Raw genomic sequence first — 21,198 nt, 5'->3', positions numbered from 1 at the left:
CACTTAACTCTGACGGGTGGTGCGCCGTTAACGTTAAAATAGAAACTTTCCCCTCGCGATCTGCGGTACCCGCTCCTGTGTCGGCGCTGTTGTGCAGCGCTGTCCCGCAAAGCGGCTCACCGCGGCTGGTTCTTTTGCTCATGCCCGTTCTCGGCACGCACAATTTGCGCAACAACCTTTTCGTCGCCCCCATGGCGGGCGTGACGGACCGGCCGTTCCGCCAGCTTTGCAAGCGGCTCGGCGCGGGCTATGCCGTCTCGGAAATGGTTGCGTCGAACGCGCAGCTCTGGAAGAGCGAAAAGACCATGCGGCGCGCGAACCACGCGGGCGAAGTCGAGCCGATCGCCGTGCAGATCGCCGGCGCCGACCCGCAGATGATGGCCGAAGCCGCGCGCTACAACGTCGCGAACGGCGCGCAGATCATCGACATCAACATGGGCTGCCCCGCGAAAAAAGTGTGCAACGTCGCGGCCGGCTCCGCGCTGCTGCAAAACGAACCGCTCGTGCAACGCATTGTCGAGGCCGTCGTCAACGCAGTGGGCATCGGGCCCGATGCGGTACCCGTCACGCTCAAGATTCGTACCGGCTGGAATCGCGAAAACAAAAACGCGCTCAACGTCGCGCGTCTCGCCGAATCCTCCGGCATCTCGATGCTGACCGTGCATGGCCGCACGCGAGCGGATCTCTACCACGGCGAAGCCGAATACGAAACAATCGCCGCGGTCAAGGCTGCGGTGAGCATTCCGGTCGTCGCCAACGGCGACATCACGTCGCCGCAGAAGGCGCGCGATGTGCTCGCCGCGACCGGCGCGGATGCCATCATGATTGGCCGCGCGGCGCAGGGGCGCCCGTGGCTGTTCCGCGAAATCGATCATTTCCTGCAGACGGGCAGCCTGCTGCCGCCGCCGCGAATCGACGAGATTCAGCAGGTCATGAACGAGCATCTCGAGGATCACTACGCTTTTTACGGAGAATTCACCGGCGTGCGTACTGCGCGCAAGCATATCGGCTGGTACACTCGCGGCCTTTCCGGCGCCAACGTGTTCCGCCATCGGATGAATACGCTGGATACGACGCGCGAGCAGCTGCTCGCCGTCAATGAATTCTTCGACGCGCAAAAGGCGATTTCCGATCGCCTCGTGTATGTCGAAGACGATGCAAAAAACAACGGCGAACGGGACCAATCCGACTTATTAGCAGCATGAGCAAGCACAATATCGAACAATGTGTCCGCGACAGCCTGGATGTGTACTTTCAGGACCTCGACGGCTCCAATCCGCACGACGTCTATGACATGGTCATCTCGTGCGTTGAAAAACCGCTGCTCGAGGTGGTGCTCGAGCAGGCCGGCGGCAATCAGTCGCTGGCCGCCGAGTATCTCGGCATCAACCGCAATACGCTGCGCAAGAAGTTGCAACAGCACGGTTTGCTGTAGCGCACGCGCCCTGCCACGCCTTCATCGGGCTTTCCCGTTTTCATCATGATCAAGCAAGCGCTCATCTCCGTTTCCGACAAGTCAGGTATCGTCGATTTTGCGAAATCGCTGTCGGAACTCGGCGTCAAGATCCTGTCGACCGGCGGCACCGCAAAACTGCTCGCCGATGCGGGCCTCGCGGTCACCGAGGTAGCCGATTACACGGGCTTTCCGGAAATGCTCGACGGGCGCGTGAAGACGCTGCATCCGAAAGTGCACGGCGGCATTCTCGCGCGCCGCGATTTGCCCGAACACATGGCCGCGCTCGAGCAGCACGGCATTCCGACCATCGACCTGCTTGTCGTGAATCTGTATCCGTTTGTGCAGACCGTGTCGAAGGAAGACTGCTCGCTCGAAGACGCGATCGAGAACATCGACATCGGCGGCCCGACGATGCTGCGCTCCGCGGCGAAGAATCACCGCGACGTTACGGTGGTCGTCGATCCGGTCGATTACGCGGCCGTGCTCGACGAAATGCGCGCGAACCGCAACACGGTCAGCTACAAGACGAACTTCCGGCTTGCGACCAAGGTGTTCGCACACACCGCGCAGTACGACGGCGCGATCACGAATTACCTGACGAGCCTCACCGAAGAGCTGCAGCATCGCTCGCGCAACACGTATCCGGCCACGTTCAATCTCGCATTCGACAAGGTTCAGGACCTGCGCTACGGTGAAAATCCGCATCAAAGCGCGGCGTTCTATCGCGACCTCGCGGTGCCGGCCGGTGCGCTCGCGAACTACACGCAGCTGCAGGGCAAGGAACTGTCGTACAACAACATCGCCGATTCGGACGCTGCCTGGGAATGCGTAAAAACATTCGACGTACCGGCCTGCGTGATCATCAAGCACGCGAATCCGTGCGGTGTGGCAGTGGGCGCCGATACGAACGAAGCGTACGCGAAGGCATTCCAGACCGATCCGACCTCGGCGTTCGGCGGCATCATCGCGTTCAACCGCGAGGTGGACGAAGCAACCGCGCAGGCCGTTGCCAAGCAGTTCGTCGAGGTGCTGATTGCGCCGGCGTTTAGCGCCGCGGCGCGTCAGGTGTTCGCTGCCAAGCAGAACGTCCGGTTGCTCGAAATCGCGCTCGGCGACGGGAGCAACGCGTTCGACCTGAAACGCGTCGGCGGCGGGCTGCTCGTGCAGTCGCTCGATGCGAAGAATGTGCAGGCGCGCGACCTGCGTGTCGTGACGAAGCGCTATCCGACGCCGAAGGAGATGGACGATCTGCTGTTCGCGTGGCGCGTGGCGAAGTTTGTGAAGTCGAACGCGATCGTGTTCTGCGGCAACGGCATGACGCTCGGCGTCGGCGCCGGACAGATGAGCCGCGTGGACTCGGCGCGCATTGCGAGCATCAAGGCGCAGAACGCCGGGCTGTCGCTGAACGGCTCGGCCGTTGCGTCGGACGCGTTCTTCCCGTTCCGCGACGGGCTCGACGTGGTCGTCGCGGCCGGCGCGACCTGCGTGATCCAGCCGGGCGGCTCGGTGCGCGACGACGAGGTGATCGCCGCCGCGGACGAGCACAACATCGCGATGGTCGTGACTGGCGTGCGGCATTTCCGGCACTGAGTTACGTCACCGAGTCACGTTACTGAGTCACGTTACTGAGTTACCCCACTGAATCACGTCACCAGATTGACCAGGCGGCCCGGCAGAGCGACACTGTCGGGCCGTTTTTCATCCGATTCGTTGTAGTATCGCAGGCACTGAGTCCGCCCTTCCGCTATGAGAATTCTCGGCATCGACCCCGGCCTGCGCGTGACCGGCTTCGGCGTGATCGACCAGTCCGGTCACCAGTTGCGCTACGTCGCGAGCGGCGTCATCAAGACGCAGGACAGCGATCTGCCGTCCCGTCTCGGTACGATCTTCGAGGGTATATCCACGCTGATTCGCGAGCATGCGCCCGATCAGGCGGCCATCGAGAAGGTCTTCGTCAACGTCAATCCGCAATCGACGCTGCTGCTCGGCCAGGCGCGCGGCGCGGCGATCTGCGGGCTCGTGGCGGGCGGCGTGCCGGTGGCCGAATACACGGCACTGCAGTTGAAACAGGCGGTGGTCGGCTACGGTCGCGCAACGAAGGAGCAGATGCAGCAGATGGTGGTGCGCCTGCTAACGCTCTCCGGCATGCCGGGCACCGATGCCGCCGATGCGCTCGGTATGGCCATTTGCCACGCGCACGGCGGCAGTACGCTGAGCACGCTCGGTGGTATCGCGCCGGCGCTGGCGAAGAAGGGCCTGCGCGTGCGGCGGGGACGGCTGGTCGGTTAGGGCGCACCGCGTCGCACGAACCCGAACCGCTGCGCCCACGGGCGGCAAGATCACAGCGGCAGCGTGCTTTAGCCCCTCCAGCCCTTTCATCCCCTTCGGCCCGCGCCGCGTGGGTTCGCGCTGCGCTACACTCGCGCTTTCCCCCACGATTGAATCGATCATGATCGGTCGCATTGCCGGCGTCCTGCTGGAAAAGAACCCGCCGCACCTGCTCGTCGACTGCAACGGCGTCGGTTACGAAGTCGACGTGCCGATGAGCACCTTCTACAACCTGCCGTCGACAGGCGAAAAAGTGGTGCTGCTCACGCAGCTGATCGTGCGTGAGGACGCCCACCTGCTGTACGGCTTCGGCACCGCGCAGGAACGCGCAACGTTTCGCGAATTGTTAAAGATCAGTGGCATCGGCGCGCGCATGGCGCTCGCCGTGCTGTCCGGCATGAGCGTGCAGGAGCTCGCTCAAACCGTGACGCTGCAGGATGCCGCCCGCCTCACGCGCGTGCCCGGCATCGGCAAGAAAACCGCGGAGCGGCTGCTGCTCGAACTCAAGGGAAAGCTCGGTGCCGACCTCGGCGCTGCCGCAGGCGCTGTCTCCGCTTCCGGTCATGCGTCCGATATCCTGAATGCTTTGCTCGCATTGGGTTACTCCGAAAAAGAAGCGTTGGCGGCCATCAAAAATGTGCCGGCCGGCACGGGAGTCTCGGAAGGCATCAAGCTCGCGCTCAAGGCATTGTCGAAGACCTGACCGGCGTGTCGCCGTCGCGCTGTGCAACGCTGGCGGCGCGTTGCACCTGACGACGAAGCGAAGCATGTCACACTGCCGCCGCGAAAACACCCTGGCCATTCGGCCAGGTTTGTGAACACGCGGCGCGCGGTACAATGCCCGTCATGATCGAAACCGACAAACTCGCCGCCGAACGCATCATCGCCGCCACGCCCGTGTCGCCGAATGAGGAGGCGTTCGAGCGCGCGCTGCGCCCGCGTCAGCTCGACGAATACGTCGGCCAGGAAAAGGTGCGCGGTCAGCTCGAGATTTTTATCGAAGCTGCGAAGCGCCGTTCGGAGTCGCTCGACCACGTTCTGTTGTTCGGGCCGCCGGGCCTCGGCAAGACCACGCTTGCGCACATCATCGCGCGTGAAATGGGTGTCAATCTGCGGCAAACGTCGGGGCCGGTGCTCGAGCGAGCCGGCGACCTCGCCGCGCTGCTGACAAATCTCGAAGCAAACGATGTGCTGTTTATCGACGAAATTCACCGCTTGTCGCCGGTCGTCGAGGAGATCCTGTACCCGGCGCTCGAGGACTACCAGATCGACATCATGATCGGCGAAGGTCCGGCTGCGCGCAGCGTGAAGCTCGATCTGCAACCGTTCACGCTGGTGGGTGCGACCACGCGCGCCGGCATGCTGACCAATCCGCTGCGCGATCGCTTCGGTATCGTTGCGCGGCTCGAGTTTTATAACGCGACGGAACTCGCGCGCATCGTCACGCGCTCCGCATCGTTATTGAATGCGCAGATCGATCCGGAAGGCGCGCTCGAAATCGCGAAACGCTCGCGCGGCACGCCGCGTATTGCGAACCGCCTGCTACGGCGTGTGCGCGACTTCGCGGAAGTGAAGGCGGACGGCAATATCAGCGCGAAGGTGGCGGATGCCGCTCTGGCAATGCTCGATGTCGATCCGGTCGGTTTCGATCTGATGGACCGCAAGCTGCTCGAGGCAATCCTGCACAAATTCGATGGCGGCCCGGTCGGCGTCGACAATCTCGCCGCGGCGATCGGCGAAGAGCGCGATACGATCGAAGACGTGCTCGAACCTTATCTGATCCAGCAGGGCTATCTGCAGCGCACGCCGCGCGGCCGTGTTGCGACGCTGCTCACGTACCGGCATTTCGGGCTGGCCGCGCCCGACTCTTCGAGTCCGGTACGCGGCTTGTGGGACTCGGATCCTGCATAAGCGCCGCCGCCCCGCGCGCAGTGGTTCAGCGCGCGATGCGGCAGCCTTGATTGAGATACGCCAACGGCTTTAACGTTACGCCCGCGGCGACTTGTGGAAGCCGTCGTCCTCGCTGTGCCCGTCGAGATGTGCAACGTCTGCCCATGACACGACAGTCGCCTTCCCGCCGTCGAAATCGACAACGTTGATGCTCGTATTGAGCAGCGGGTAATCGCGTGGCGCGTCGAGCGCAATGCCCTTTGCAAGCCGGTACACACAGTCGAGTACGCCGCCATGCGCGACGCACGCGATGCGTCCATCCGGATGCGCGGCGACGATCGGCTCGAGCGCGTGCAACACACGGTGATAGAACACCCGTTCCGACTCGCCTTCCGGCGGAGCGAAGCCCGGATCGCGCGTTTGCCATTGCGCGTATTCGTCGGGAAAGCGCTGGGCGATCTCGTCGCTGTCGTGGCCTTGAAACGCGCCGAACGACCGCTCGCGCAAGCCTTCGTTCAGGATCAGCGGCATGCCGAGTGCGTCGGCGAACGGCTGCGCCGTTTGCTGCGCGCGCTGCAGGTCGCTCGAATAGATCGCATCGAGGCGCGCACCCCCTTTCGCTTCGCGCGCAAGCCGCACAGCGAGCCGCCGCGCCTGTGCGATGCCGGACGCCGCGAGCGGGATGTCGATATGCCCTTGTATGCGCTTGATGCGATTCCAGTCCGTTTCGCCGTGCCGGATAAAGAGAATTTGAGTGGACATGAGAATAAGCGGTGCGTGTTCGTGGCTTCGTCAAGCCGGATATCGAACGCAAAGTTGGATCGTTCGTTAATAACACATGCCGGCGAGCGGTGCCGGCCCGACGCGCAATGCGCTGAGACGCAATGTCATGCAATACGATGCGTTATGCGCGAACTTGCAACCAGAACGTGACCGGCCCGTCATTCACCAGCGAGACTTGCATCTCCGCACCGAACTCGCCGGTTTCGACAAGCGGATGCTTCGCACGCGCCGCCGCAACGAAGTAATCGAACAGGCGCTTGCCCTCGTCGGGCGGTGCTGCCGGCGTGAAGCTCGGCCGCAGGCCGCTATTCGTATCCGCCGCCAGCGTGAACTGCGAGACCAGCAGCAGGCCGCCCGCGCGACCAGCGCCGTCGATGTTCTGCACATTCAGGTTCATCTTGCCCGCGGCATCGCTGAAAACACGATAGCCGAGCACTTTCGCAAGCAACCGGTCGGCAACCGCGTCGGTATCGCCGCGTTCCGCGCAGACAAGCGCAAGCAGACCAGCACCGATCGCGCCGGTCACACGATCGCCGACGCGCACCTCGGCGTTTCTCACGCGCTGGATCAACGCAATCATGCGGCACACCCGGCTAACGCAAGGGCGAGGATTCGCGTGGCGGAGTCGACCATGTGCGCGATGACGTTCACGTCACACCGAAAGCGTCACGCGCGCAAAACGTCGCTTGCCGACCTGCACGACGTATTCGCCCGCTTCGACCTTGAGCGCCTTATCCGAAATCGTCGTGCCGTCGATCTTCACGCCGGCCTGCTCGATGTTGCGCAGCGCTTCGCTCGTCGACGGCACGAGGCCCGCCTGCTTCAGCAACTGACCGATCGCGAGCGGCGCGCCAGTGAGCGTCACCGACGGGATGTCGTCCGGCACGCCGCCCTTTGCGCGGTGATTGAAGTCTTCGAGCGCACGCTCGGCGTCCGCCTGCGAATGGAAGCGCGCAACGATCTCCTGCGCGAGCATCACCTTGAAGTCGCGCGGGTTGCGGCCCGCTTCGGCCTCGCGTCTGAATCCGGTGATCTCGTTCATCGGCCGGAACGACAGCAGTTCGAAATACCGCCACATCAGGTCATCGGAGATGCTCATCAGCTTGCCGAACATATCGGTCGGTTTTTCGCTGATACCGATGTAGTTGTTCTTCGACTTCGACATCTTCTCGACGCCGTCGAGCCCTTCGAGCAGCGGCATGGTCAGGATGCATTGCTGCTCCTGGCCATACTGCTTTTGCAGTTCGCGCCCGACCAGCAGGTTGAACTTCTGGTCCGTACCGCCCAGTTCGAGGTCCGAATTCAGCGCCACCGAGTCGTAGCCCTGCATCAGCGGGTACAGAAATTCGTGGATCGAAATCGGCACACCGCTTTGAAAGCGTTTCGTGAAATCTTCGCGTTCGAGAATGCGGGCCACCGTGTAACGCGACGCGAGCTTGATCATGCCGTCCGCTCCGAGCGGCATCGACCATTCGCTGTTGTAGCGAATCTCGGTCTTCGCGCGGTCGAGCACAAGCGACGCCTGGTCGAAGTAAGTCTTGGCGTTCGTTTCGATCTGCTCGCGTGTGAGCGGCGGACGCGTTGCGTTGCGGCCGGACGGATCGCCGATTAGCGACGTGAAATCGCCGATCAGGAAGATCACGTTGTGCCCGAGGTCCTGCAACTGCCGCATCTTGTTGAGTACGACCGTGTGGCCGATATGGATGTCAGGCGCGGTCGGATCGAGACCGAGCTTGATGCGAAGGGGGGTGCCGGTCGCCGCGCTTTTCGCGAGCTTTTGCTCGAACTCCTCTTCGATCAGCAGCTCGTCGACACCGCGCTTCGTGACGGCAAGCGCATGACGGACTTCGTCAGTGACGGGAAAGGCGGGTTTGGAAGTGGGCTCGGTGCTCATGCTGTAACGGAGGAATCGCGAAAAGTGAGATTGTCCCATAGTTGACGCGCAAAGCGGCCGGAATGGGACCGCGATCGCACCGTGCTGGCCGAATGGCCAGGGTTTCGCCGCGCCCCGAATGAGGCATGATGCAGGTGTCGAATCAACCGCGTGCGGCCGCGCACCGCGTTGCATAACCTGTTGCGTGAGGCCGCATTGCGCGACAATCGCCGTGATCTGCTTGCAATGAGCGGTATGCAATAAGCGATTCGCAACCTACGTTTGAAAGGAGCCCAACGTGGCGAAAGAGGCGACAAGCGCAGACGGCGTGTACTTCGGGTTGATGTCGGGCACGAGCATGGACGGCGTCGATGGTATCGCTGTCGAATTTGCGGCGGGCAAGGTACCGGTGGTGCGATCGGAAGCGTTCGTGAGCTTTTCGGAAACGCTGCGCGACGCCCTCTTCGGCCTGCAACAGCCAGGCGACAACGAAATCGAGCGCGAAGCGCTTGCGGCTAACGCGCTCGCCGCGCGCTACACCGTTTGCGTACATGAGCTGCTCAGAAGCGGCAACCTGTCCGCGGAAGATGTCCACGCGATTGGCGTACATGGGCAAACCGTTCGGCACCGTCCGGAGAAAGGGTATACGCGGCAGATCAACAACCCGGCGCTGCTCGCGGAGATGACCCATATCGACGTCGTCTCCGACTTCCGCTCGCGCGACGTTGCAGCGGGCGGGCAAGGCGCGCCGCTCGTGCCGGCGTTTCATGCCACCGTGTTCGGCGCCAGCGGCGAAACGCGTGTTGTGTGCAACCTGGGCGGCATCAGCAACATCACGATCCTGTCGGCAAACGGTGCGGTGCGTGGCTTCGATTGCGGGCCCGCAAATGCGCTGCTCGACGAATGGGCGCAGCGCCATCTGGGCAAGCCTTTCGATGAGAACGGGCATTTCGCCGCAAACGGCCAGGTGCACCGCCCGCTGCTGCATGCGTTGCTCGACGAGCCTTTCTTCGAGCTTCAGCCGCCGAAAAGCACGGGGCGCGACCTCTTCAATAACGAATGGCTCGATGCGAAGTTGCAGCCATTCAGTTCGCTACAGCCGGCCGACGTGCAAGCCACATTGACGTCGCTGACCGCGATAACCGTTGCGCGCGAGATCGAGCGTCACGCGTCGGATTGCACGGCGCTCTATGTGTGCGGCGGCGGGGCGCGCAATGCGGAATTGCTCAAAGCGCTGCAACGCGCGATGGAGGAAAGCGGTGTGAGCGGCGTGCCGGTGCTGACCACTGAAGCGCTCGGCGTGCCGCCGCATCAGGTCGAGCCGCTTGCGTTCGCGTGGCTGGCGATGCGGCATGTTGCGCGGGAACCTGGAAATTTGCCGGCAGTGACCGGCGCGGCAGGCGAACGTGTGCTGGGGGCGTTATATCCGCGCTGAATGCTTGAGACGGAGTGAGCGGCGAACGGCGCGCCACGCCGTGCCAAAGCTGCTTCAAAGCATGGTGAAGCTAAACTCAAAGCGGTGGTGGCAAATAAAAACGGGGCCGAGGCCCCGTTTCCTGTCACACAGACTGCGCATTAAATCGTCAAACCGAGAACGACGAGCCGCAACCACAGGTTGTCGACGCGTTCGGGTTCTTGATCACGAATTGCGCGCCGTTGATGTCGTCCTTGTAGTCGATCTCGGCGCCGACCAGGTACTGATAGCTCATCGAGTCGATCAGCAACTGGACGCCGCTCTTGTTCATCACGGTATCGTCTTCGTTGATCGCCTCGTCGAACGTGAAACCGTACTGAAAGCCCGAGCAGCCGCCGCCCTGCACGAAAACACGCAGCTTCAGCTCCGGATTGCCTTCTTCGTCGATCAGTTCCTTGACCTTGTCAGCCGCTGCGTCCGTGAAAACGAACGGAGCCGGCATTTCGGCTACTGGGGTTTCGGTCACTGCGTTCATGCGAACTCTCCAAAAAAGCTACTAAACGCTATTGTAGGGCCGATCCTGATATCGTGCCGAAGTCCATGAAAACAATAGGTTCTTACGAATAGCGGGATGACGGGCTGACACGGTCGGCGCCGCGCCCAAGCGCGCGGGATGCAGCCCGCCCGGGCCTGCAAAACAAAAAGCCGCCGACGCAAGCTTGCGACAGCGGCCTTTTGTGACGGATTCCGCCGCAGCCAGTAAAGCAGGCGCGACGGGAATCGCCAGAAGCGATTAACGCTTCGAGAACTGCTTCCTGCGGCGTGCCTTGTGGAAACCGACCTTCTTACGCTCGACTTCACGTGCGTCACGCGTGACGAAACCAGCACTCGACAGCGCCGGCTTCAGCGTTGCGTCATAGTCGATGAGCGCACGGGTGACACCGTGGCGAACCGCACCGGCCTGACCCGTTTCACCGCCGCCCGACACGTTCACCTTGATATCGAACGTGGTGCCGTGGTTCGTGAGTTCCAGCGGCTGACGCACGATCATGAGCGACGTTTCGCGCGAGAAGTAGTCAGCGATAGGCTTGCCGTTGACGATGATCTCGCCCTTGCCAGCCTTGATAAAGACACGAGCAACAGCGCTCTTGCGGCGGCCCGTACCGTAATTCCAGTTACCGATCATGTGGGCTCCCCTTAGATCTCGAGCGCCTTCGGCTGTTGCGCCGAATGCGGATGCGTTGCTTCGGCGTAGACCTTCAGCTTCTTGATCATTGCGTAGCCGAGCGGGCCCTTCGGCAGCATGCCCTTGACCGCTTTCTCGAGCGCGCGGCCCGGGAAGCGTTCCTGCATCTTGCCGAACGTCGTTTCGTAGATACCGCCCGGGTAGCCCGAGTGACGGTAGTACTTCTTGTCCGTGGTCTTGTTGCCCGTGACCTTCAGCTTGCCGGCATTGATGACGATGATGAAATCGCCAGTGTCGACGTGAGGAGTGAATTCAGGCTTGTGTTTGCCGCGAAGACGGCGTGCCACTTCGCTGGCGACACGGCCGAGAACCTTATCCGTCGCGTCAATCACGTACCATTCGCGCGTCACCTCATGGGCTTTTGCGGAAAAAGTTTTCATGATCGATCCAAATAAATTGCTGTGCCCTTTTTGTTCCTGCTGGACTTGAACTGCGTCCATTGACCACGTTTGCCGGGAAGTTCTAGATGCTTCCGTAACGCTGTGCAGGCGCTCCCTGTTCTTCTTCCGCGGGCATGAATGCGGAAAAGCCCTGAATTATAAAGGAAATTGTGAGCCCGAGTCAAAGCGTCGCTAACGATGCCGGCGTGTGTCCGGTGCGCAGGACGAAATCGCGAGCAAAACAGCGCAGCGCGACTGGGAGCCGGATGAACTCCGGCGGAACGAGCTCAGCAGACGAAAAAAAGCCCGAACCACTGGTTCGGGCTTAATCCACCTTAGGAGGAGGGTGGAGGAGACATGCGGAGGTTGCCCAGAAGCGACAACCAATGAACAGATTATATGAGCGCGGCTTGTGCGATGCAAGAGGATTTGCAATGCGAAATTTGATTTCACAATATGACATGTCGCCTGTACTTTAAATACTCGACAAACTCCCTTTAAAATCAATGAATAACGCGCACTCAATGCTCCATGAGGGTGCAAAATCAGCGCTGGAAAACCCTAAAGGTCTTAGGGGAACCCCTCATAAGCGGTTGTGTGACGCACCGCAACAATCGACGTGCGGTCAAGGTGCGTGCGAAACGATGTAGCTTCGGGCGAACCCCGAACCAACGGGCTACAATGCCTGCTCGAATTTGCACCGAATCAGCTGGGGATCGCACATGGAATGCAAAGTGAGCTGGATGGGAACGGACGGCATGGCCTTCGCCGCGGAAACCGGCAGCGGCCATCTGGTCGCGATGGATGGCGCGCCTGAAGGCGGCGGCCGCAATCTGGCGCCGCGCCCGATGGAAATGGTGTTGCTCGGCACGGGCGGCTGCACCGCGTACGACGTCGTCATGATCCTCAAGAAGAGCCGCCAGGAAATCGTCGACTGTTCGGTGACGCTGAAGGCCGAGCGCGCGAGCGAAGATCCGAAGGTGTTCACGAAGATCCACTTCCACTTCACCGTGACCGGCAAGAACCTGAACCCGACGACGGTCGAGCGCGCGATCAATCTGTCGCACGACAAGTACTGCTCCGCGTCAATCATGCTCGCGAAGACCGCCGAGCTGACCCACTCGTTCGACATCGTCGACGCCTGATCGGACTGGCCTTCCTGCGTGCGGTGCGCAAATGCGCACCGCCGCCACACGCAACAAAAACAAACGCCGGCGCCCCAACTGCAGTAACTCTGCAAATAGGGACGCCGGCGTTTTTCATTCAGCGGCAAAGCCTGCCGATAAGCCGGATTCTGTGCACGCCGCACGTCCGAAAACGCACCGCGCGTGGCAGCCATTCCTCTAGGCGCGCCATTGCTGACGCGCTCAAGCTTCCTACCCGCAGACGAAACGGGGGCCCCGTCCTGCATCGCGAAGATGCACGCCTGCCTACTTGGAATTGCTCCGGGTGGAGGTTACCGTGCCGGCTACGTTACCGCAGCCGCGGTGCGCTCTTACCGCACCGTTTCACCCTTACCTGATCCTGGCTTTCGCCAGGCCATCGGCGGTTTGCTTTCTGTTGCCCTGTTCCGCGTGTCGCCACGGATGGCCGTTAGCCATCACCCTGCCCTATGGAGTCCGGACTTTCCTCGCCTTCGCCGGCCGTAACCGGCAAAGCCGCGACTGCCTGGCCTGCTTTGCTGAGCGCGATTCTACCATCGCGCATGATCGACCTGTCGGGCCTACGGCCTACCCCGCCCGTTCGGCCCGGCGGCCCGCGCGGAACACCGATTGATCGTCGTAGAACGACGGTGCTTCGTTCGCCGTCCACCATCCCGGAATGCCGAGCACCGGCAGCGGCGCGAACACGCGGCCCGTCATTGCATCTGTCGCAAGCAAGGCGCGGCTGACTGTGTCGTCGAGCCAAGCGTCGCGTGCGACTACGTCCCACGAAAAGTAAGCGGGAGGCACGTCGACGATCCACGCATGCGCGGTGCAAGCCTTGTACGGCGCAACCAGCTTTTCCAGCAGCGCATGGCCGAAACAGCGCACTTCGCCGCGCGCGCCCCATGCGTCACGGCCCGCGATAAAAAGCGCCCGCCAGTCGAACGCCCGCAACGCGGCCGCCAGCGCCCGGTCGGAACAGGCGAACAGAACCGCGTTTTCGTCGAATACGGTCAACGCGTCGCGTGTGCTACCGCGTGTCGGACCCACGCCGAGCGCATCGAGCGCGGCGCTTCCGCGCGCACTGAGCGCGGCCTTGATCCGCGGAAACTGGAACCACGAAAGCGCGTTAAAGAAATCGTGAAGATTGTGACGGGTGGGAACGCAACCGGTCGCTGCGATGTGCGCCTCGTAGGTCGCGCCGGGCGGAAGCTCATGCTGCGAGATAAACGACAGGCGCGCGCCGCGCCCGGTTGTGTGGACGCATCGCTGCGCATCGGCGTTCATTTCCGCGAGCAGTGCGGCCGGGCTTTGTAGCGCGGCCTGCTGCCAGCGCTCCCCACGTGGCGTGAATTGCGAGAACCAGGGCGTCGACCAGTCGATATCGGCAAAGCCGGCAGCGGGCCGCGCCGCCTGCCCCGTCACGCAATTCAAACGATTCACACAAGCCGCCAGCCAATTGCTTCACCCGCGCGCAACGGCACGACGGGCGTATCGCCGGCCGTCACCTCGGCGGGCAGCGTCCACTCCTCGCGACGCAGCGTCACGCGTTCGGCACTGCGCGGCAGACCATAGAAGTCCGCGCCATAAAAGCTCGCGAAGCCTTCGAGGCGATCGAGCGCGCCGGCCTTGTCGAACGCTTCCGTGTAAAGCTCGAGCGCATGCAGGGCCGTATAGCAGCCTGCGCAGCCACATGCATGTTCCTTGAGCCCCTTAGGATGTGGCGCGCTATCGGTGCCGAGGAAAAAGCGAGGATTACCCGAGGTGGCCGCTTCGACAAGCGCCACACGATGCTGCTCGCGCTTCAACACCGGCAGGCAGTAGTAATGCGGACGAATGCCGCCCTGGAAAATCGCGTTGCGGTTGTAGAGCAGATGGTGCGCGGTGATCGTCGCACCGAGAAGCCCGGGCTCCGCGTGAGAATCGCGCACGTATTCGGCCGCGTCCTTCGTCGTGATGTGTTCGAACACAACCTTCAGCGCGGGGAAGTCGCGGCGCAACGGCGTCATCACGCGATCGATGAATTCCTTCTCGCGGTCGAACAGGTCAATCGACGCATCGGTCACTTCGCCATGCACGAGTAGCGGCATGCCGGTTTCCTGCATCGCTTCGAGCGTCTTCGCGCACTTCGCGAGGTTCGTCACGCCCGCATCGGAATTCGTTGTCGCGCCGGCCGGATACAGTTTGACGCCATGCACGAAGCCGCTTTCGCGCGCGCGACGAATCTCATCGGGCGCGGTGTTATCGGTGAGATATAGCGTCATCAACGGCTCGAACTTCATGCCCGCAGGAATCGCGGCAAGGATTCGCTCGCGATACGCACGCGCCTGTTCGGTCGTCGTCACCGGCGGTTTCAGGTTCGGCATGATGATCGCGCGGCCGAACTGGCGCGCCGTGTGCGGCAACACGGCCGCGAGCATCGCGCCGTCGCGCACGTGCAGATGCCAGTCATCAGGACGTGCAAGCGAAACAGAATCGACGGACGTGCCGGTAGGTGACGAAGAAGACATGGGAGCGGACGATGAGGAGATCATGGCAATCAAATTGAGCAAAGCACGGCAATCACGGCGTAAATCACGCATGCAGGCCCTCTCAAACCCGGTCACACCTGGTCAAGAGCGGCCACAAGCAGTCACAAGCGGTCACAAGCGGTCACAAGCGGTCACAAGCGGTCACAAGCGGTCACAAGCGGTCGAAAAGCGGCCTGAACATACGTCAATTTTAATGATTACGGCCTGGGGCGCGGTGCTATGCTTGTAAAAATACCATTGTAACGGCTGGCTCGCCCTTAAGCCGCAAGGCTTCGCGCACTACCGGCCCTTACACGTCTCAGACGCTTGACCCTAGCGCATCATGTGCCAACTTCTTGGAATGAACTGCGCCGCGCCGACGGATGTCGTGTTTTCGTTCACCGGTTTTGCGGCACGCGGCGGCGTCACCGATCACCACGCCGACGGCTGGGGCATCGCGTTCTTCGAAGACAAGGCATGCCGCCTCTTTATCGATCATCAATCGTCGGCCACGTCGCCGATCGCCGAGATGGTCAAGCGCTATCCGATCAAATCAAAGAATACGATCGCGCATATCCGCAAGGCGACGCAAGGCCATATCGTGCTCGAAAATTGCCACCCGTTCCTGCGCGAACTGTGGGGGCGTCACTGGATATTCGCGCACAACGGCGATCTGCAGAATTACCGCCCTGTCCTGTCAGGCGTCTATCAGCCCGTCGGCACGACCGATAGCGAACTCGCGTTCTGCGCGCTGCTGCAGGGTCTGCGCCAGGCGTTTCCGGGTCAGCAGCAACCCCCGCTCGAAGAACTGTTCGCCGCGCTCGAAACGCTCACGCGTGAAATCACGCAATTCGGTGTGTTCAACTTCCTGATGTCGAACGGGCAGGCACTCTTTGCACATTGCTCGACGCACCTGTACTACCTTGTGCGCAGCTGGCCGTTCTCGACCGCGCATCTGGTGGATGCGGACGTCTCGATCGATTTCGCGAAGTACACGACGCCCGAGGATCGCGTGGCGGTCATCGCCACGCAACCGCTCACGGACAACGAAGTCTGGACGCGTTTTGCGCCCGGCGATCTGCTGATGTTCCAGCACGGCAAGATGGTCGCGCAGACGAACGTGCCGGTGCCGCCCGCCGTGCTCGAAAAAGCCGCGCAAGCGCCTTGCGACGGCGCGGTGACGTCGGGCGCATCGATGCTGCCCGACACGTCGACGCTCGATCTCGAATCCGACGACGCGGCTGCGTTCGAGTCGTAAAGTCACGCCGGACCACGCTGCCGCGCCCATTCAGTCATCCATCGGCTGATCGTTCGGATGCTGAAACACTGCCTTCATCGCATCGCTCATCGGCAAATTCAGATTGATGCCCTTCGGCGCAATCGGCGACATAAACCACTTCTTGTACAGCGCCTCGCCTTCGCCGCTCGTCTCGAGCCGCGCGATCGTGCGGTCCGCGATCGCCTTCAGTTGAGTCTCGCCTTTGGGTAGCATGCACGCGATCGCCTCACGCGTCTGCGGCTCACCCGTCACCACATATTCCTGCGGGTTGTGCGCCGTCGCGCGTTGGCTCGCGAGCACATCGGCGTCCATAAAGAATGCGGCGGCACGTCCGGTTTCGAGCGTCATGAACGACGCGCTATGGTCGCGCGACGAGATGATCGTGATATTCGCGTTCTTCTCGTGCACGTAGCTGCGCAAAAAGCGCTCCGACGTGGTGCCCGCGGTAACCGCGACCGTCTTGCCGTTCAGATCGTTGAACGAATGAATGTCCGAATTCGTTCTGGTCAGAAGCCGCGTTTCGGTGACGGAAATCGTATCGGAGAAGCCGACCTGTTGCGCACGTTCCTTGTTGTTCGTCGTGCCGCCGCATTCAAGATCGACCGTACCGTTCTGAATCAGCGGAATGCGGTTTTGCGCATTCACCGCAATCATCTTGACCTGCAGATTCGGCGCATTGATCGCGGCCTTCAATTCCTTCACGATCTGCAGCGCGATGTCGTGCGAGTAGCCGATTACCTGCTCGTTGTTGTCGTAGTACGAGTAAGGCACCGACGACTCACGGTAGCCGAGCACGATCGTATTGCGATCCTTGATCGACGCGAGGCGTCCGGTCAGATCCTGCGCCTGCGCCGGCAATGCGAAGCAACCGTACAGCAGCAACGCAATCGCCCCGCACGGCGCCCAGTGACGCGCCTTGATCTGCAGCGTTTTCATTGTTGTCCCCTTCCCGATAGTGGAAAACGCGCGGCAAGGGGCCGCGCGCCGTGCTGAAAGCTATGAGTCGAGCATCGCGCAAGCCGCCTCGATCCGGTTACATGCTTCTTCGAGTTGTTCGTACGACGTAGCGAATGAAATGCGAAACGCGGGCGACAGGCCGAACGCCGCGCCCTGAATCACCGCTACTTCGCGGCTCTCCAGAAGATGCATGACGAAGTCGCTGTCGTCGCTGATCACGCTGCCGTTCGGACCGCGCCGCCCGATCACGCCCGCGCAAGACGGATAGACGTAAAACGCGCCCGCGGGCCGCGGGCAATAAAGGCCATCGATCGCATTCAGGCGGTCGACGACCAGATCGCGCCGCCGCTGATACTCGCTGCGCCAGCCCGCGAGAAAGTCGTTTGGACCGGTCAACGCCGCAAGCGCCGCCGCCTGGCTCACCGACGACGGATTGCTGGTGCTCTGCGACTGCAGCTTCGCCATCGTTTTGATCAGCGTCTTCGGGCCTCCGGCGAAGCCGATGCGCCAGCCGGTCATTGCATACGCTTTCGATACGCCGTTGATGGTCAGCGTCCGATCGTGCAGCTGCGGGTTGCAGCGCGCAAATGTCGCGAAGGTCTGGCCGTCGTAGATCAGGTGCTCGTAAACGTCGTCGGTCAACACCCACACATCGGGATGACGGCTCAGCACTTCGCCGAGCGCGACGAGTTCGCTCTCCGTGTACGTCGCACCGGATGGATTGCACGGCGAATTGAGCACGACCCACTTGGTGCGCGGTGTGAGCGCCGCTTCGAGTTGCGCGGGCGTCATCTTGTAGCCGCTTTGCGCATCGCATTCGACGATCACCGGCCGCCCGCCGTTGAGCATCACCATGTCCGGATACGACACCCAATACGGCGCGGGAATCACCACTTCATCGCCTTCTTCGACCGTGCAGGTGAGCGCGTTGAACACGATCTGCTTGCCGCCATTGCCGACCGACACTTCGTCCTGTTCGTACGCGAGGCCGTTCTCGCGCGCGAATTTATCGCGTACGGCGCGCTTCAGTTCAGGCGTGCCGTCGACTACCGTATAGCGCGTCTTGCCGGCCTTCATCGCCGCATAGGCCGCTTCGACGATATGCGGCGGTGTCTCGAAGTCCGGCTCGCCCGAGGTCAACCCGACGATATCGCGGCCCGCGGCGCGCAGCTCCTTCACGCGCGCGGTCGCCATCGAACTCGGCGACGGCTTGATACGGTCCATCCGTGCGGCAATCAGCTTCATTTCGAAGTCCCCTTGTTGGTATGTGGCGGCGGCTTTCTCTTGCTTTAAGCGCGGTTCAGGCACGCGGTTCAGGCGATCACGCCCTTCTCTCGCAAATACACATCGATCCAGCCGCGCTTGTCTTCGCCCTTCAGAATCGCTTCCTTACGCTGCTGCTCGCGCTTGGCCTGCGCCGCCGCCGCGGCAAGCAGCGTCTCGAGCTGATCGGCCGGCACCGCGACCAGTCCGTCTTCATCGCCGACAATCAAATCACCCGCTTCGATCACGAGACCGCCGATCGCAACCGGTACATTGATTTCGCCCGGACCTTCCTTGAACGGACCGCGATGCGTATTGCCGCGCGCGTAGCACGGGAAATCGGCCGCGTGGAGCGCTGCGACATCGCGCACGGCGCCATCGATGACGAAGCCGGCGAGTCCACGCACCTGCGCATGCATCTGCATCAGCTCGCCGACGAGCGCCTGCGTGACCTCACCGCCACCGTCGACGACGATCACATCGCCGGGCTCGGCGATATCGATTGCCTTGTGGATCATCAGGTTGTCGCCGGGCCTGACCTTCACGGTGATCGCGCGTCCGACAAGCTTCCTGCGGGCGTGATAAGCCTTAAGGCCGATCACACCGCATAGCCGATGCATGTTGTCGCTGATATGCGGCGTCACGACCGACTGAAAGCGCTCGATGATGTCCTTGCCGATCGGCGCGGGCATCGGCAGGATGCGAAAACCGGGGATATTGGGCTGGCTCATGGTGAATGTCCGTGTATCTGAAAGCTGGAAAGCTGGGAAAACATCAGTCGTTCGGTCAGGCATTCAGAACGACGAGTGCCGGCGCAGATACGGCACGAGGCCGCCCGCGTCGAGTATTTTCAGAATGTCATGCGCGATAGGCGCTGCTTCGATAACCTGATCGTTGCTCGCGCAACGAACCAGCGTGTGCGCGCCGATGTCGATTTGCAACGCGTCACCCTCGCGAATCGCACGCGTATCGCACTCGACCGGATAAAGCCCGTTATTGATCGCATTGCGAAAGTACGTGCGCGCAAAGCTCTGCGCGAGCACGACGCGAATGCCCGCGCCGACCACCGCGGTCACCGCGACTTCCATCGCCGAGCCGCAGCCGAAGTTCTTGCCGGCCACGAGGATGTCGCCGATACGCACGGTCTGCGCGAATTCCGGCGCGATCGTTTCGAACAGGAAGTTTTTCAGCACCGCGGGGTCGAGCGACTCGCGCTTGCGCTGTGAAGAGATGATGTAGTCGGTGTTCACGTCGTCGCCGAAGCGGCGCGCAAGCCCTGTCACGGAAAATTGCATGGTCGTTGGAATCGTTATCGGCTGGCGGCGAAGGTTTGAAGGCTGACGATGCGGCCCGCGACCGCGCTTGCGGCACAAACTTCCGGCGACGCGAGAAACACATTCGCGCTTGCGTTGCCCATGCGCCCCTTGAAATTGCGATTCGCCGTCGACACGACGTTCGCGCCGTCTTCGGGAATCGCGCCCGCGGTGCCGCAGCACGACCCGCAGCCGGGCGTGACGATAACCGCACCGAGCGCGACGAATTCGGCCAGTTCACCGCCTTCGGTCAGCTCGTGCATCACTTCGCGCGACGCAGGCGTCACCACGAGTTGCACGCCTTTCGCGGGCTTGCCGTACTCACGGAACACTGCAAGCGCCTGTCGAAAGTCCTTCGCGCGGCCGCCCGTGCACGTGCCGAGATACGCCATCTGCACCGGCACATTGCCGAGCTCTGCGAGGCTTGTGACGTTGTCGACGTTGTGAGGCATAGCGACGTAAGGCTGCAGCGTCGACAAGTCGACATCGATAACGCGGGCATACTGCGCATCCGGATCCGCCGATACCGCTTCGAGCGGCCCGGCAACACGCTTTTCCAGATAGCGGCGCGCAGCAGCATCGAACGGAAACACGGCGTTTTTCGCACCCATTTCGACCGACAGATTCGCCACGACAAGCCGGTCTTCGAAATCGAGCGATGCGACGCCATCGCCGTGAAACTCGAGCGCCTGATAAGTCGCGCCATCCGCGCCGAACAGCTGCGCGAGGCACAACGCGAGATCCTTCGGGTAAACGCCGCGCGGCAGCTTCCCGTGCAGCGTGATGCGGATCGACTCGGGCACGCGCAGCCACGTCTTGCCGGTCAGCATGATGCCCGCGAGGTCCGATGAGCCGATGCCGGTCGCAAAGCAGTTCGCGGCGCCGTACGTGACCGCGTGGCTATCGGCGCCGGCCAGCAGCCGCCCCGGCGTCGCGAGCCCCTGCTCGACGACAATCTGATGCCCGATGCCCGCGCCGATGTCGAAGAGCGGAATGCCCTGCTCGCGCGCAAAGCGGCGGATCCTCGCCTGCAGCATGGCGGCTTTCGCGCTGGCAGGCGGTGCATAGTGGTCGAGCGCGAACAGCAGCCTCTCGGGTGCATGCACGCGCACGCCGCCCATTGACGCGAAATAGTCCATCGCCATCGGAATCGAGCCGTCGGTGCCCATCGCGCAGTCGACCTCGCAGATCGCGATTTCGCCTGCTCGTACATTGCGCCCTGCCGCGGCGGACAGCAGCTTTTCCGACAAGGTCATGCCTCGCATATCGTTTTGCCTCGCTGATGCGGGTTCTGGGCTTTTCTACGTCGCTGGGTTCTACGTCGCTGTTCCGCGTTGCCGGTGTTGGCTATCTCCTCGCGT

Annotated in this window: 22 protein-coding genes and 1 other RNA gene; 9 read left to right on the top strand and 14 right to left on the bottom strand. The window is 62.1% G+C overall.

The features are described 5' to 3' along the window. The first annotated feature begins 140 nt into the window (after positions 1–140). The 6 genes from dusB (at position 141) to ruvB (ending at position 5,695) form a co-directional block, all read left to right on the top strand. The gene (gene dusB / locus KZJ38_RS04525) at positions 141–1,205 is read left to right on the top strand and encodes a tRNA dihydrouridine synthase DusB (RefSeq protein WP_219798968.1); all 1,065 of its coding nucleotides are present in this window, start codon (positions 141–143) and stop codon (positions 1,203–1,205) included. Then, the gene (locus KZJ38_RS04520; protein ID WP_219798967.1) at positions 1,202–1,435 is read left to right on the top strand and encodes a Fis family transcriptional regulator; all 234 of its coding nucleotides are present in this window, start codon (positions 1,202–1,204) and stop codon (positions 1,433–1,435) included. The genes dusB and KZJ38_RS04520 overlap by 4 nt, the downstream gene beginning before the upstream one ends. 45 nt (positions 1,436–1,480) lie before the next feature. Beyond that, on the top strand, positions 1,481–3,046 hold the full coding sequence (gene purH / locus KZJ38_RS04515; RefSeq protein WP_219798966.1) for a bifunctional phosphoribosylaminoimidazolecarboxamide formyltransferase/IMP cyclohydrolase: 1,566 nt from the start codon (positions 1,481–1,483) through the stop codon (positions 3,044–3,046). 156 nt (positions 3,047–3,202) lie between these two features. Then, entirely contained in the window at positions 3,203–3,745 is a 543-nt protein-coding gene (gene ruvC / locus KZJ38_RS04510) for a crossover junction endodeoxyribonuclease RuvC (protein WP_219798965.1), read from the top strand. Between the two features lie 160 nt (positions 3,746–3,905). Continuing rightward, positions 3,906–4,487, top strand: coding sequence for a Holliday junction branch migration protein RuvA (ruvA, locus tag KZJ38_RS04505; protein WP_219800113.1), 582 nt, complete (start codon positions 3,906–3,908; stop codon positions 4,485–4,487). 143 nt (positions 4,488–4,630) lie between these two features. Then, a complete protein-coding gene (ruvB, locus tag KZJ38_RS04500; protein WP_219800112.1) occupies positions 4,631–5,695 on the top strand; it encodes a Holliday junction branch migration DNA helicase RuvB in 1,065 nt (354 codons plus the stop codon). A 75-nt stretch (positions 5,696–5,770) separates the two neighbouring features. Here ruvB and KZJ38_RS04495 read toward each other — a convergent pair whose 3' ends face one another. The 3 genes from KZJ38_RS04495 to tyrS form a co-directional block, all read right to left on the bottom strand. Beyond that, positions 5,771–6,436 carry a histidine phosphatase family protein gene (locus KZJ38_RS04495; RefSeq protein WP_219798964.1) on the bottom strand — a complete coding sequence of 222 codons (666 nt, stop codon included), beginning with the start codon at positions 6,434–6,436 and terminating at the stop codon, positions 5,771–5,773. Between the two features lie 142 nt (positions 6,437–6,578). After that, positions 6,579–7,037 (bottom strand): D-aminoacyl-tRNA deacylase, encoded by a 459-nt coding sequence (gene dtd / locus KZJ38_RS04490; protein WP_219798963.1) that lies wholly within the window; start codon positions 7,035–7,037, stop codon positions 6,579–6,581. Between the two features lie 72 nt (positions 7,038–7,109). After that, positions 7,110–8,351: a tyrosine--tRNA ligase gene (gene tyrS, locus KZJ38_RS04485; protein ID WP_219798962.1), complete on the bottom strand. Its 1,242-nt coding sequence runs from the start codon at positions 8,349–8,351 to the stop codon at positions 7,110–7,112. A 322-nt stretch (positions 8,352–8,673) separates the two neighbouring features. On the opposite strand from tyrS, the gene KZJ38_RS04480 reads away from it, so the two are divergent. Further along, on the top strand, positions 8,674–9,765 hold the full coding sequence (locus tag KZJ38_RS04480; RefSeq protein ID WP_246641726.1) for an anhydro-N-acetylmuramic acid kinase: 1,092 nt from the start codon (positions 8,674–8,676) through the stop codon (positions 9,763–9,765). Positions 9,766–9,913: 148 nt separating this feature from the next. Here KZJ38_RS04480 and erpA read toward each other — a convergent pair whose 3' ends face one another. The 3 genes from erpA to rplM all read right to left on the bottom strand — a co-directional run bounded on the left by erpA (position 9,914) and on the right by rplM (position 11,370). Then, a complete protein-coding gene (gene erpA, locus KZJ38_RS04475; RefSeq protein WP_219798960.1) occupies positions 9,914–10,279 on the bottom strand; it encodes an iron-sulfur cluster insertion protein ErpA in 366 nt (121 codons plus the stop codon). A 258-nt stretch (positions 10,280–10,537) separates the two neighbouring features. Then, positions 10,538–10,930 carry a 30S ribosomal protein S9 gene (gene rpsI, locus KZJ38_RS04470; RefSeq protein ID WP_219798959.1) on the bottom strand — a complete coding sequence of 131 codons (393 nt, stop codon included), beginning with the start codon at positions 10,928–10,930 and terminating at the stop codon, positions 10,538–10,540. Between the two features lie 11 nt (positions 10,931–10,941). After that, on the bottom strand, positions 10,942–11,370 hold the full coding sequence (gene rplM / locus KZJ38_RS04465) for a 50S ribosomal protein L13 (RefSeq protein WP_075158980.1): 429 nt from the start codon (positions 11,368–11,370) through the stop codon (positions 10,942–10,944). A gap of 722 nt (positions 11,371–12,092) precedes the next feature. Between rplM and KZJ38_RS04460 the strand changes: the two genes are divergently transcribed. Further along, a complete protein-coding gene (locus KZJ38_RS04460) occupies positions 12,093–12,515 on the top strand; it encodes an OsmC family protein (protein WP_219798958.1) in 423 nt (140 codons plus the stop codon). A gap of 122 nt (positions 12,516–12,637) precedes the next feature. Here KZJ38_RS04460 and rnpB read toward each other — a convergent pair. The 3 genes from rnpB to pyrC form a co-directional block, all read right to left on the bottom strand. Continuing rightward, positions 12,638–13,050: RNase P RNA component class A (gene rnpB, locus KZJ38_RS04455), an RNA gene on the bottom strand. Between the two features lie 50 nt (positions 13,051–13,100). Then, positions 13,101–13,958: a DUF3025 domain-containing protein gene (locus KZJ38_RS04450; protein ID WP_246641638.1), complete on the bottom strand. Its 858-nt coding sequence runs from the start codon at positions 13,956–13,958 to the stop codon at positions 13,101–13,103. Then, positions 13,955–15,025 (bottom strand): dihydroorotase, encoded by a 1,071-nt coding sequence (pyrC, locus tag KZJ38_RS04445; protein WP_219798957.1) that lies wholly within the window; start codon positions 15,023–15,025, stop codon positions 13,955–13,957. The genes KZJ38_RS04450 and pyrC overlap by 4 nt, the downstream gene beginning before the upstream one ends. A gap of 343 nt (positions 15,026–15,368) precedes the next feature. Between pyrC and KZJ38_RS04440 the strand changes: the two genes are divergently transcribed. Then, on the top strand, positions 15,369–16,283 hold the full coding sequence (locus KZJ38_RS04440) for a class II glutamine amidotransferase (protein ID WP_219798956.1): 915 nt from the start codon (positions 15,369–15,371) through the stop codon (positions 16,281–16,283). 30 nt (positions 16,284–16,313) lie between these two features. Here the strand turns inward: KZJ38_RS04440 and KZJ38_RS04435 are convergent, their stop codons facing one another. The 5 genes from KZJ38_RS04435 to KZJ38_RS04415 form a co-directional block, all read right to left on the bottom strand. After that, on the bottom strand, positions 16,314–17,240 hold the full coding sequence (locus KZJ38_RS04435; RefSeq protein WP_219798955.1) for a transporter substrate-binding domain-containing protein: 927 nt from the start codon (positions 17,238–17,240) through the stop codon (positions 16,314–16,316). 60 nt (positions 17,241–17,300) lie between these two features. Continuing rightward, positions 17,301–18,506, bottom strand: coding sequence for a pyridoxal phosphate-dependent aminotransferase (locus KZJ38_RS04430; protein ID WP_219798954.1), 1,206 nt, complete (start codon positions 18,504–18,506; stop codon positions 17,301–17,303). A 68-nt stretch (positions 18,507–18,574) separates the two neighbouring features. Continuing rightward, positions 18,575–19,255, bottom strand: a complete 681-nt coding sequence (locus KZJ38_RS04425; RefSeq protein WP_219798953.1) for an RraA family protein — start codon at positions 19,253–19,255, stop codon at positions 18,575–18,577. A 63-nt stretch (positions 19,256–19,318) separates the two neighbouring features. Beyond that, positions 19,319–19,819: a LeuD/DmdB family oxidoreductase small subunit gene (locus tag KZJ38_RS04420; protein WP_219798952.1), complete on the bottom strand. Its 501-nt coding sequence runs from the start codon at positions 19,817–19,819 to the stop codon at positions 19,319–19,321. Between the two features lie 14 nt (positions 19,820–19,833). Further along, complete coding sequence (locus KZJ38_RS04415; RefSeq protein WP_246641637.1) at positions 19,834–21,093, bottom strand: 3-isopropylmalate dehydratase large subunit; 1,260 nt, start codon at positions 21,091–21,093, stop codon at positions 19,834–19,836. Positions 21,094–21,198 lie beyond the last annotated feature (105 nt).

This window comes from Paraburkholderia edwinii, assembly GCF_019428685.1.
GTDB lineage: Bacteria > Pseudomonadota > Gammaproteobacteria > Burkholderiales > Burkholderiaceae > Paraburkholderia > Paraburkholderia edwinii.
This window is presented reverse-complemented; position numbering and strand designations above follow the sequence as displayed.

Bases quoted from the DNA above. Each gene is read 5' to 3' on its own strand.
- dusB (WP_219798968.1), top strand. From the start codon at position 141: ATGCCCGTTCTCGGCACGCACAATTTGCGCAACAACCTTTTCGTCGCC.
- KZJ38_RS04520 (WP_219798967.1), top strand. From the start codon at position 1,202: ATGAGCAAGCACAATATCGAACAATGTGTCCGCGACAGCCTGGATGTG.
- purH (WP_219798966.1), top strand. From the start codon at position 1,481: ATGATCAAGCAAGCGCTCATCTCCGTTTCCGACAAGTCAGGTATCGTC.
- ruvC (WP_219798965.1), top strand. From the start codon at position 3,203: ATGAGAATTCTCGGCATCGACCCCGGCCTGCGCGTGACCGGCTTCGGC.
- ruvA (WP_219800113.1), top strand. From the start codon at position 3,906: ATGATCGGTCGCATTGCCGGCGTCCTGCTGGAAAAGAACCCGCCGCAC.
- ruvB (WP_219800112.1), top strand. From the start codon at position 4,631: ATGATCGAAACCGACAAACTCGCCGCCGAACGCATCATCGCCGCCACG.
- KZJ38_RS04495 (WP_219798964.1), bottom strand. From the start codon at position 6,436: ATGTCCACTCAAATTCTCTTTATCCGGCACGGCGAAACGGACTGGAAT.
- dtd (WP_219798963.1), bottom strand. From the start codon at position 7,037: ATGATTGCGTTGATCCAGCGCGTGAGAAACGCCGAGGTGCGCGTCGGC.
- tyrS (WP_219798962.1), bottom strand. From the start codon at position 8,351: ATGAGCACCGAGCCCACTTCCAAACCCGCCTTTCCCGTCACTGACGAA.
- KZJ38_RS04480 (WP_246641726.1), top strand. From the start codon at position 8,674: ATGTCGGGCACGAGCATGGACGGCGTCGATGGTATCGCTGTCGAATTT.
- erpA (WP_219798960.1), bottom strand. From the start codon at position 10,279: ATGAACGCAGTGACCGAAACCCCAGTAGCCGAAATGCCGGCTCCGTTC.
- rpsI (WP_219798959.1), bottom strand. From the start codon at position 10,930: ATGATCGGTAACTGGAATTACGGTACGGGCCGCCGCAAGAGCGCTGTT.
- rplM (WP_075158980.1), bottom strand. From the start codon at position 11,370: ATGAAAACTTTTTCCGCAAAAGCCCATGAGGTGACGCGCGAATGGTAC.
- KZJ38_RS04460 (WP_219798958.1), top strand. From the start codon at position 12,093: ATGGAATGCAAAGTGAGCTGGATGGGAACGGACGGCATGGCCTTCGCC.
- pyrC (WP_219798957.1), bottom strand. From the start codon at position 15,025: ATGTCTTCTTCGTCACCTACCGGCACGTCCGTCGATTCTGTTTCGCTT.
- KZJ38_RS04440 (WP_219798956.1), top strand. From the start codon at position 15,369: ATGTGCCAACTTCTTGGAATGAACTGCGCCGCGCCGACGGATGTCGTG.
- KZJ38_RS04435 (WP_219798955.1), bottom strand. From the start codon at position 17,240: ATGAAAACGCTGCAGATCAAGGCGCGTCACTGGGCGCCGTGCGGGGCG.
- KZJ38_RS04430 (WP_219798954.1), bottom strand. From the start codon at position 18,506: ATGAAGCTGATTGCCGCACGGATGGACCGTATCAAGCCGTCGCCGAGT.
- KZJ38_RS04425 (WP_219798953.1), bottom strand. From the start codon at position 19,255: ATGAGCCAGCCCAATATCCCCGGTTTTCGCATCCTGCCGATGCCCGCG.
- KZJ38_RS04420 (WP_219798952.1), bottom strand. From the start codon at position 19,819: ATGCAATTTTCCGTGACAGGGCTTGCGCGCCGCTTCGGCGACGACGTG.
- KZJ38_RS04415 (WP_246641637.1), bottom strand. From the start codon at position 21,093: ATGACCTTGTCGGAAAAGCTGCTGTCCGCCGCGGCAGGGCGCAATGTA.